Source organism: Streptomyces acidicola, from assembly GCF_009377235.1.
In the GTDB taxonomy this organism is placed as follows: Bacteria; Actinomycetota; Actinomycetes; order Streptomycetales; family Streptomycetaceae; genus Streptomyces; species Streptomyces acidicola.
This window is the reverse complement of the sequence record NZ_VMNX01000310.1, coordinates 1-9,438: the sequence shown is the minus strand read 5'-3', so window position 1 is coordinate 9,438 and position 9,438 is coordinate 1. Positions and strand designations below refer to the sequence as shown.

Annotated in this window: 11 protein-coding genes and 1 riboswitch; of the genes, 1 reads left to right on the top strand and 10 read right to left on the bottom strand. The window is 70.5% G+C overall.

The genetic code is table 11. The features are described from left to right. From FPZ41_RS41770 to FPZ41_RS41730, 9 genes are all read right to left on the bottom strand, one after another. Positions 1–1,030: hemolysin family protein (locus tag FPZ41_RS41770; RefSeq protein WP_152869509.1), on the bottom strand; the 1,030-nt coding region annotated here is incomplete at its 3' end. After that, a complete protein-coding gene (locus FPZ41_RS41765) occupies positions 1,027–2,499 on the bottom strand; it encodes a hemolysin family protein (RefSeq protein WP_152869507.1) in 1,473 nt (490 codons plus the stop codon). The genes FPZ41_RS41765 and FPZ41_RS41770, both read right to left, overlap by 4 nt. Positions 2,500–2,749: 250 nt before the next feature. Next, positions 2,750–3,214, bottom strand: coding sequence for a PH domain-containing protein (locus tag FPZ41_RS41760; RefSeq protein ID WP_152869505.1), 465 nt, complete (start codon positions 3,212–3,214; stop codon positions 2,750–2,752). A gap of 21 nt (positions 3,215–3,235) precedes the next feature. Next, complete coding sequence (gene hisG / locus FPZ41_RS41755; RefSeq protein WP_131564837.1) at positions 3,236–4,084, bottom strand: ATP phosphoribosyltransferase; 849 nt, start codon at positions 4,082–4,084, stop codon at positions 3,236–3,238. 51 nt (positions 4,085–4,135) lie between these two features. After that, complete coding sequence (locus tag FPZ41_RS41750) at positions 4,136–4,408, bottom strand: phosphoribosyl-ATP diphosphatase (protein ID WP_128789165.1); 273 nt, start codon at positions 4,406–4,408, stop codon at positions 4,136–4,138. A 33-nt stretch (positions 4,409–4,441) separates the two neighbouring features. Next, positions 4,442–4,927 (bottom strand): 6,7-dimethyl-8-ribityllumazine synthase, encoded by a 486-nt coding sequence (gene ribH, locus FPZ41_RS41745; RefSeq protein ID WP_131564835.1) that lies wholly within the window; start codon positions 4,925–4,927, stop codon positions 4,442–4,444. Positions 4,928–4,989: 62 nt separating this feature from the next. Further along, positions 4,990–6,351, bottom strand: a complete 1,362-nt coding sequence (locus FPZ41_RS41740; RefSeq protein ID WP_152869503.1) for a bifunctional 3,4-dihydroxy-2-butanone-4-phosphate synthase/GTP cyclohydrolase II — start codon at positions 6,349–6,351, stop codon at positions 4,990–4,992. Then, the gene (locus tag FPZ41_RS41735) at positions 6,348–6,992 is read right to left on the bottom strand and encodes a nicotinamide mononucleotide transporter family protein (RefSeq protein ID WP_322621406.1); all 645 of its coding nucleotides are present in this window, start codon (positions 6,990–6,992) and stop codon (positions 6,348–6,350) included. Before FPZ41_RS41735 ends, FPZ41_RS41740 begins: the two co-directional genes overlap by 4 nt. Further along, positions 6,989–7,603, bottom strand: a complete 615-nt coding sequence (locus FPZ41_RS41730) for a riboflavin synthase (protein ID WP_322621405.1) — start codon at positions 7,601–7,603, stop codon at positions 6,989–6,991. The genes FPZ41_RS41735 and FPZ41_RS41730 overlap by 4 nt, the downstream gene beginning before the upstream one ends. Positions 7,604–7,753: 150 nt before the next feature. Then, positions 7,754–7,884, bottom strand: a riboswitch (FMN riboswitch). A 409-nt stretch (positions 7,885–8,293) separates the two neighbouring features. Here FPZ41_RS41730 and FPZ41_RS41725 point away from each other — a divergent pair. Further along, entirely contained in the window at positions 8,294–9,049 is a 756-nt protein-coding gene (locus FPZ41_RS41725) for an SDR family oxidoreductase (protein ID WP_152869501.1), read from the top strand. A 53-nt stretch (positions 9,050–9,102) separates the two neighbouring features. On the opposite strand, the gene FPZ41_RS41720 is transcribed toward FPZ41_RS41725, so the two are convergent. Beyond that, positions 9,103–9,438: ROK family protein (locus FPZ41_RS41720; RefSeq protein ID WP_152869499.1), on the bottom strand; the 336-nt coding region annotated here is incomplete at its 5' end.

Below are 9,438 nucleotides of genomic sequence, written 5' to 3'. Positions count from 1 at the left end.
GGGTCGGGGTGCGGTGGGCCGGGTCGCGTACCTCGCCCACCAGTAGTTCCAGTACGTCCTCCAGGGCGACCAGGCCCACGATCCGGCCCGAGGCGTCGGCCACCTGGGCGAGGTGGGTGGCGGCGCGGCGCATGACCGAGAGGGCGTCGTCCAAGGGAAGTTCGGAGCCCAGCGTGGTCATGGGGCGCCACATCTGCTGGGGGACCGCACGGTCGGAGTCCTCCAGGTCGAGGACGTCCTTGACGTGCAGATAGCGGCCCATGAAGGCGCCGTTCTCCGCCACCACCGGAAAGCGCGAGTAGCCCGTACGGGCCGTCAGCGCCACGACCTGGGCGGGTGTCACCGACGGACCCACCGTCACCAGCGTCTCGCGGTTCAGCAGGACGTCCGTGACCGGGCGGGAGCCCAGCTCCAGGGCATCCTCCAGGCGTTCCTGCTCCTCGGGGTCCAGCAGACCCGCCTGCCCGGAGTCCTCCACGAGGCGGTTGAGCTGCTCGCTGGTGAAGACGGCCTCCACCTCGTCCTTCGGCTCGACCCGGAAGAGCTTCAGGACGACCCGCGCGCAGGCACCGAGCGCCGCCGTCACCGGCCTGCACAGGCGTGCGAACGCGACGAGTCCCGGGCTCAGCCACAGCGCCGTCTTCTCGGGCGCCGCCATCGCCAGGTTCTTCGGCACCATCTCACCGATGACGAGGTGCAGGAAGACGACCACGGCGAGCGCGATCACGTACCCCAGCGGGTGAATCATGCCGTGCGGCAGATGCACCGCCTCGAACACCGGTTCAAGCAGCTTGGCCACCGTCGGCTCGGCCACCGCGCCCAGCGTCAGCGAGCACACGGTGATGCCGAACTGCGCGGCGGCCATCATCTGCGGCAGCCGCTCCAGGCCGTACAGCACCTGTCGCGCCCGCGCGGTTCCCAGTGGCTCGATCTGGCTGCGGCGGACGGAGACCAGGGCGAACTCCGCGCCGACGAAGAAGCCGTTGGCGAGCACGAGCAGCAGAGCGAAGAGAAGCTGAAGCACGCTCATCGGGCCGCCTCCGCGACAGGAGTGGGAGCGACAGCGGGAGCGATGTGAGTGGCCGGCTCGTTGTCGGTGTCGTTGTCGGTGTCGGTGAGTGCAGCGGATTGCGGCGCAGACGCCGTCTCCCTGGCGGAGGCACCCTGCGCAGCAGCAGGACCCTCCTCCGTGGCCGGCGCCGTCCGGACAAGCCGTACCCGCTCCGCCCGATAGTGGCCGACCTCCCGCACCAGCAGCCGCCAGCCGGGCAGATCGGCCCTGTCTCCGGGGGCCGGGATGCGGCCGAGCAGGTCGGCGACTAGGCCCGCCACCGTCTCGTACGGGCCCTCGGGCACATCGAGGCCTATGCGCTTGAGCACATCGACGCGGCAGCTGCCGTCGGCGTCCCACGCGGGGCGCCCGTCCTCGGGCGGGGCCGTGGCGAGTTCGGGCAGGTCGTGACCGTCGTGCTCGTCGCGCACCTCGCCGACCAGCTCCTCGACGATGTCCTCCAGGGTCACCACGCCGGCCGTGCCGCCGTACTCGTCGACGACGACCGCGATGGGCTGTTCGCTGCGCAGCTGGGCCAGGAGCGGCTGCACGGGCAGCGTCTCCGGGACGAGCAGGGGTGCTTGCGCGATGCGCCCGACCGGGGTGCGCAACCGATCCCGCGCGGGGACGGCGAGCGCGTCCTTCAGGTGGACCATGCCGACGACCTCGTCGATGCGTTCCCGGTAGACCGGGAAGCGCGAGAGGCCCGTGGCGCGGGTGAGGTTCACGACGTCCTCGGCCGTGGCGGACGACTGGAGCGCGCTCACCTTCACGCGCGGCGTCATCACGTTCTCCGCGGTCAGCCCGGCCAGGGACAGTGTCCGGACGAAGAGGTCCGCGGTGTCCTGTTCCAGCGTGCCGGCCTGGGCGGAGTGCCGGGCCAGGGAGACGAGCTCACCGGGGGTGCGGGCCGAGGCCAGCTCCTCGGCGGGCTCGACGCCCAGGGCGCGCACGAGCCGGTTGGCGACCGCGTTGAGGCCGGCGATCACCGGGCGGAAGAGGCGGGCGAAGACGTGCTGGGGGCCCGCGACGAAGCGCGCGACCTGCATCGGCCGCGACACCGCCCAGTTCTTGGGCACGAGCTCGCCGATCACCATCTGCACGGCCGAGGCCAGCAGCATGCCGACGACCACGCTGACACCGGAGACGGCGCCTTCGGGTATGCCGATCGCGGTGAACGGGCCGTGCAGCACCTCCGCGAGCGCCGGTTCGGCGAGCATGCCGACGACGAGCGAGGTGATGGTGATGCCGAGCTGGGTGCCGGAGAGCTGGAAGGACAGCTCCTTGAGCGCGCCCACGACCTTGTGGGCCCGCCGGTCGCCCTCGGCGGCGGCCTGTTCCGCGTCCGGCCTCTGGACCGTCACGAGGCCGAACTCGGCCGCCACGAAGAAGCCGTTCGCGAGAATCAGCAGGAACGCCGCCCCGAGGAGCAGCAGGGGGATGGTCATGATGCCGCCGCCTCGGCACAGCCAGAACGGACGCGGTCCGTGCTATGTCGGGAGGGGGCGGCGCAGGTACTACAGGACGATCCGTCCATTGCCGGAGGGAGTCACTCCTCGGGTAGCAGGAACCCCTGCGCACCGGGCGGCGCTACAGGGGCGGTGGCGCAAAGGACACGCCTCCGCCACCAGATTAATCAAGACATGGGGTTGTACGGCAGGGGAGAGTCCCCTGAGTCCGCCCTGAAGGTGCCATGAATCACCCCTGATGCGTCTCGGGGTCTCCGATCGAGCGGGCCTCCGCGAGCGCCCGCAGCGTCCGGGCGTCCTCGATCGCGCGCTGCTTGGCGATGCCCGGCTGGATGCCGAGCGCGGGCAGGCTGGAGCCGTCGCTGAGGTTGAGGAACACCCAGGGGTCGCCGGGGCGGAGGTTCACCTGGAGGATCTCCGCCCACTCCAGGCGCCGCTTGCCGACGATGTTGACCACGGTGACTCCCGACTCGTCCGCGACGACCTTGGGCCGGGAGAGCAGGAGCAGCACGCAGGACAGCAGCGCGCCGGTGAACACGAAGCTCATGCGCTCACCGGGGCCGAGCTTCTCCAGGAGCAACGCGATCACCGTGATGACGACGAAGATCGCCACGCCCGCGGTGAGCAGGACGGCCCGGGTGCGGCCCGGCCGGAACGTGACGGGAAGAGCAGGAAGGTCTGGCAGGTCGGACATCGTGAACCGGTCCTCTTCAGGTCACAGACGGCAGGCGTGGATGGCCGTGGTCAGGATGGCCCGGGCGCCGATGTCGTACAGGTCGTCCATGATCCGCTGGGCGTCCTTGGCGGGGACCATCGCGCGGACGGCGACCCAGCCCTCGTTGTGCAGCGGCGAGACGGTCGGCGACTCCAGGCCGGGGGTGAGCGCGACGGCCTTCTCCAGCTGGTCGACGCGACAGTCGTAGTCCATCATCACGTACGTCCGGGCCACGAGGACGCCCTGGAGGCGGCGCAGGAACTGCTGCACCTTGGGCTCCTCGCCGTCCGCGCCGACGCGGCGGACCACGACGGCCTCGGACTTCATGATGGGCTCGCCGATGACGGTCAGGCCCGCGTTGCGCAGCGAGGTGCCGGTCTCGACGACGTCCGCGATGACCTCGGCGACACCGAGCTCGATGGCGGTCTCGACGGCGCCGTCGAGGTGGACGACGGAGGCGTCGATTCCGTGGTCGGCGAGGTGCCCCGCGACGATGCCCTCGTAGGAGGTGGCGACCGTCATGCCGTTCAGGTCCGCCACGCCGCCCGCCGTGCCGGGCTTGGTGGCGTAGTGGAAGGTCGAGCGGGCGAAGCCGAGCGGGAGGATCTCCTCGGCCTTGGCACCGGAGTCGATGAGCAGGTCGCGGCCGGTGATGCCGATGTCGAGGCGGCCGGAGGAGACGTAGATCGCGATGTCGCGTGGGCGGAGGTAGAAGAACTCGACCTCGTTCGCCGGGTCGACGATGCGCAGTTCCTTGGACTCGCGGCGCTGCCGGTAGCCCGCCTCATGCAGCATCTCCGCCGCAGGGCCGGAGAGTGAACCCTTGTTGGGGACGGCGATGCGCAGCATGAGGGTGGCTTCCTTCGCGTGGAGATGTACGGAAATGTGTGCGGGTGCGGCTCAGAGGTGGGCGTAGACGTCGTCGAGAGAGATCCCGCGCGCGACCATCATCACCTGGACGTGGTACAGCAGCTGCGAGATCTCTTCGGCGGCGGCGTCCTTGCCCTCGTACTCGGCGGCCATCCAGACCTCGGCGGCCTCTTCGACGACCTTCTTGCCGATGGCATGGACGCCCTTGCCGACGAGTTCGGCGGTGCGCGAGGTGGCGGGATCGCCGTGGGCGGCCTTGTGCTGGAGCTCGGTGAAGAGCTCCTCGAACGTCTTCTTGGACATGGTGGCGCCCACTTTACGCGTGTGCCGGCGGACCTAACGCCAGGGTTCGGATACTGAGCGGAGCGTGGCGGCGGTCGCCACGGCGGCCGTCACCGCCTCGTGCCCCTTGTCCTCGCTGGAGCCCTCGATGCCGGCGCGGTCCAGGGCCTGCTCCTCGGTGTCGCAGGTCAGTACGCCGAAGCCGATGGGGACGCCGGTGTCGACGGAGACCTGGGTGAGGCCCTGGGTGACGCCCTGGCACACGTAGTCGAAGTGGGGGGTGCCGCCCCGGATGACGACGCCGAGGGCGACGATCGCGTCGTAGCCGCGGCCCGCGAGGACCTTGGCGACGACCGGGAGCTCGAAGCTGCCGGGGACGCGCAGGACGGTCGGCTCGTCGATGCCGAGTTCGCGCAGGGCGCGCAGGGCGCCGTCGACGAGGCCGTCCATGACCTTCTCGTGCCACTGGGCGGCGATGACCGCGACGCGCAGGTCGCCGCAGTTCTTCACGCTCAGTTCGGGTGCGCCCTTGCCGCTCACGTTGCTCCTTGGTTCTCGTGCTCGCTCGACTTGCTGAGTGCTCGTCTTGCCGGGTGCTGGTTCTACTGGTTGCCGCAGGTGGACGCGGTGGTCGTGTCCAGCCAGGGCAGGTCGTGCCCCATCCGGTCCCGCTTGGTGCGCAGGTAGCGGAGGTTGTGCTCGCCCGCCTGTACGGGCATCGGCTCTCGGCCGGTGACCGTAAGTCCGTGGTGGATGAGCGCGTCTGTCTTCTCGGGGTTGTTGGTCATCAGCCGTACGCTGCGGACGCCGAGGTCCTCCAGGATCCGGGCGCCCGCGCCGTAGTCCCGGGCGTCGGCGGGCAGGCCGAGCTCCAGGTTGGCGTCGAGGGTGTCGCTGCCGCGCTCCTGGAGTTCGTACGCGCGCAGCTTGGACAGCAGGCCGATGCCACGGCCCTCGTGGCCGCGCAGATAGACGACCACGCCCCGGCCTTCGGCCGCGATCCGCTGCAGCGAGGTCTCCAGCTGAGGGCCGCAGTCGCAGCGCAGGGAGTGGAAGACGTCGCCGGTGAGGCACTCGGAGTGGACCCGGACGAGGACGTCCTGCCCGTCGCCGATGTCGCCGTGGACGAGGGCGACGTGCTCGACGCCGTCGGCGGTGGAGCGGTAGCCGTGCGCCGTGAACGCCCCGAAGGCGGTGGGCAGATGTGTCCTGGCCTCGCGGCGGACGGTGGGCTCGGACGGGGGTGCCACCTGCTGCGGCAACATGGCGCGCTCAGAGGAGGCTTGAGTGGAGGGCTCAAGCGAGCGGCGGTAGGTGATCAGATCCTCGATGGAGATGATCGACAGTCCGTGCTTGCGGGCGAACGGGATCAGATCGGGCAGGCGCAGCATGCGGCCGTCCTCGCCGGCGATCTCGACGATGGCGCCCGCGGGGCGCAGTCCGGCGAGCCGAGCGAGGTCGACGGCGGCCTCCGTGTGGCCGTTGCGCACGAGCACGCCGCCGGGCCGGGCCCGCAGCGGGAAGATGTGGCCGGGGCGCACGAAGTCGCCGGGCTGCGCCGTGCCGCTCGCCAGCAGCTGGAGCGTGGTGGCGCGGTCGGAGGCGGAGATGCCGGTGGTGACGCCGTGCTCGGGTGAGGCGTCGACGGTGACCGTGAAGGCGGTGCGCATCGACTCGGTGTTGTGCTGCACCATCTGGGGCAGTTCGAGCCGGTCGAGCTCGTCGCCCTCCATGGGCGCGCAGATCATGCCCCGGCACTCGCTCATCATGAAGGCGATGATCTCGGGGGTGACCTTCTCGGCGGCGATGACGAGGTCGCCCTCGTTCTCCCGGTTCTCGTCGTCGACGACCACGACCGGGCGGCCCGCCGCGATGGCGGCGATGGCCTGTTCGACCGGGTCGAGGGTGAAGTCCGCGAAGTCTTCGGCGGTGTTCGTGCTGTAGAGGATCGGCGCCGTGGTCATGCGGGAACTCCTTCCAGGGCGGGCTGCCGGGAGCGCAGCCACCAGTCGCGCATGCCCCACAGGACGAGCGCGCCGTAGACGACGTAGACGAAACCGGAGAACGCGAAGCCGGATCCGAAGTTCAGCGGCACGCCGACGAGGTCGACGAGCAGCCAGGCGAACCAGAACTCGACCATGCCGCGCGCCTGGGCGTACATGGCGACGATCGTGCCGACGAAGATGTACGCGTCCGGCCAGGGGTCCCAGGAGAGGGCCGGGTAGGCGGTGAACAGGCTGCCGACGGCGACTGTGCCGAGCGCGGCCGAGGCGACGAGGAGTACGCGCTCGCGCCAGGTGGCGAACCGTACGGCGATGTGGCCGTCGCCACCGTTTTCGGACCGGCCGCGACCGCGGTTCCACTGCCACCAGCCGTAGACCGCGACGAGCATGACGACCACCTGCTTGCCGGCGCTGCCGGAGAGGTGGGCGGTGACGAAGGCCGTGAAGAGGATGACACCGGACAGGAACTGTGCGGGCCAGGTCCAGATGGAGCGGCGCCAGCCGAGCGCGAGCCCGATCAGGCCGATCAGGTTGCCGATCATGTCCGACCACTTAATGTGCTGGCCGAACAGCGTGAACGCCTCGGAGTTGAGCCAGTTCACCGGTCGGCCCCCTGACTGGCCCCGCGGTCGCCGAGCAGCCGCTCGACGTACTTGGCGATGACGTCGACCTCCAGGTTGACCGGGTCGCCCGCCTGCTTGTGGCCGAGGGTGGTGAGGGCGAGGGTGGTCGGGATGAGGCTGACCGTGAAGTGGTCGGGGCCCGCGTCGACGACGGTGAGGCTGATGCCGTCGACCGTGATGGAGCCCTTCTCCACGACGTACCGGGAGAGGTCGGCGGGGAGCGAGATCTTCACGATCTCCCAGTTCTCGGACGGTTTGCGTTCGAGGACCGTGCCCGTGCCGTCGACGTGACCCTGCACGATGTGGCCGCCGAGGCGCGCGCCGACCGCCATGGGGCGTTCGAGGTTGACGCGGGAGCCGACGGTCAGGGCGCCGAGGCTGGAGCGCTGGAGCGTCTCGGCCATGACGTCGGCGGTGAACCAGTCGTCCTCGTGCTCCACGACCGTGAGACAGACGCCGTTGACGGCGATGGAGTCACCGTGCTGCGCGCCCTGCGTGACGAGGGGGCCACGCAGGCGGAAGCGGGAGGAGTCGCCGAGGTTCTCGACGGCGGTGATCTCACCCAGCTCTTCGACGATTCCGGTGAACACTTCCCGGGTCCTCCTGCCTCATAGGGCTCGGACTCCGGGGCTGTCGAAGACGACAGACTGAGCGGACAACGGCACGGGGAGCGACGCCGCAGAGGGCCCGTCTTGAGGACGGACCACAAACAGACGGCGGCGCGCACGCATGCCCGCCCGCCGCGCACTGCCTCCCATCCGGACTTTAACCGTCGGTCCAGGAATTTCACCTGGTCAACCGATCGCTGGAAGCGACCGGGTCGCGGACTGTAACCGCCGGTTCGGACTTTCACCGACCCCGGAGTGCGCTGCTTCTGGTACAGGGTCAGTGTGCCACGTCTGATCGTCACTCATGCGACGGACTGCTGTGGGGTGCCTCACAGGCACCCAGACTGAACTTCCCGGACAGCCGGCGGAATCTCAACCGCCGCACTTCAACAGTCCGTTGAATTGGTACGGACTTATTGACCGTGGTGGTCTAGTCCTCTTAAGGTCTGCCATTGCGCCTCGCGCCCAAGAGCGACCCGGCGGCGGTGACGAAGGCCCTTGCCCGTCGCCGGGTCCACGAGGGGGGACGGCCGGCCTGTCGGCCCCCAGCAAGGCCAACTGCCGCCAACTGCCGTTCCAGTCCTCGATGTCACATTTCCGGGAACCGTTCCGTCGAAGCCGGCGTAGGGAGACTCCACGAGGGGCGCCCACTGTCCCGAAGGGCGGAACAGCATGACCACGGTCCTGGTGACGGGCGGAACCGGAACGCTCGGCCGGCTCGTCACCGAGCGGCTGCGCACGGACGGGCACAAGGTGCGGGTGCTCAGTCGGCGCGGCCCGTCGTACACCGTGGATCTGCGCGAGGGCGGCGACGGCCTGGACGCGGCCGTGTCGGGCGTCGACACGATCGTGCACTGCGCGAGCACACCGCGCGGGGGCGACGAGCAGGCGGCCGCGAACCTGATTCCGGCCGCGCACAGGGCGGGCGTGGGCCATCTGCTCCACATCTCGATCGTCGGCGTCGACCGGGTGCCGCTCGGCTACTACCGGGCCAAACTGGCCGTGGAGCGGCAGATCGAGCACTCGGGGCTCGGCTGGACGGTCCTGCGCACGACCCAGTTCCACGACCTGCTCGTGATGGTCTTCCAGGTGCTGTCCAAGCCTCCGGTCATGCTCCTGCCGGCCGGGGTGAGCGATCAGCCGATCGCCGTCGCCGAGGTCGCCGACCGCCTGGCCGAACTCGCCGCGGGCGCCCCCGCCGGGCGGGTCGCGGACATGGGCGGGCCCGAGGTCCGTACGCTCCCCGAGCTGGCCCGCGCCTACCTGGCGGCCACCGGCCGCCGTCGGCCGATCGTGAACGTCCCGCTCGCCGGCAAGGGGTACCGCGGGTTCCGGGCCGGTGGTCACCTGACGCCGGAACGGGCCGTGGGGAAGGGCACGTTCGAGGAGTTCCTGACCGAACGGTTCGGTGGCGGACGGGTGCGATGAACCGCCGTGCCGGGGGATCCGGCCACGGCGGGTGACCGTTTCGCCAGGCGGGCCTACCGCGAGGACGGCGGCCCGAACAGCTCGTCCTGAGCGGCGTCCCGCGCCATCAGCAGCGCACCGCGCAGCACGGCGCCACCGCCGAGCACGCTCGCCCGCACCTCGGTCGGCAGCGGCGACATCCGTCCGAGCCGCTCGGCGACCCGGGCCGCGAGCACGGCGCCGCCCGCCTGCCCGACCTCACCGCCGAGCACCACACAGCCGGGGTCGAGGACGGCGACGACCGAGGCCACGCCTATGGTGAGGCGATCGGCCAGGGAGTCGAGAAAGCGGGAGGCCGCCCCGCTCTCCCCCGCCACGGCCTCCCGTACGAGATTCGCCGCGCGCACCCC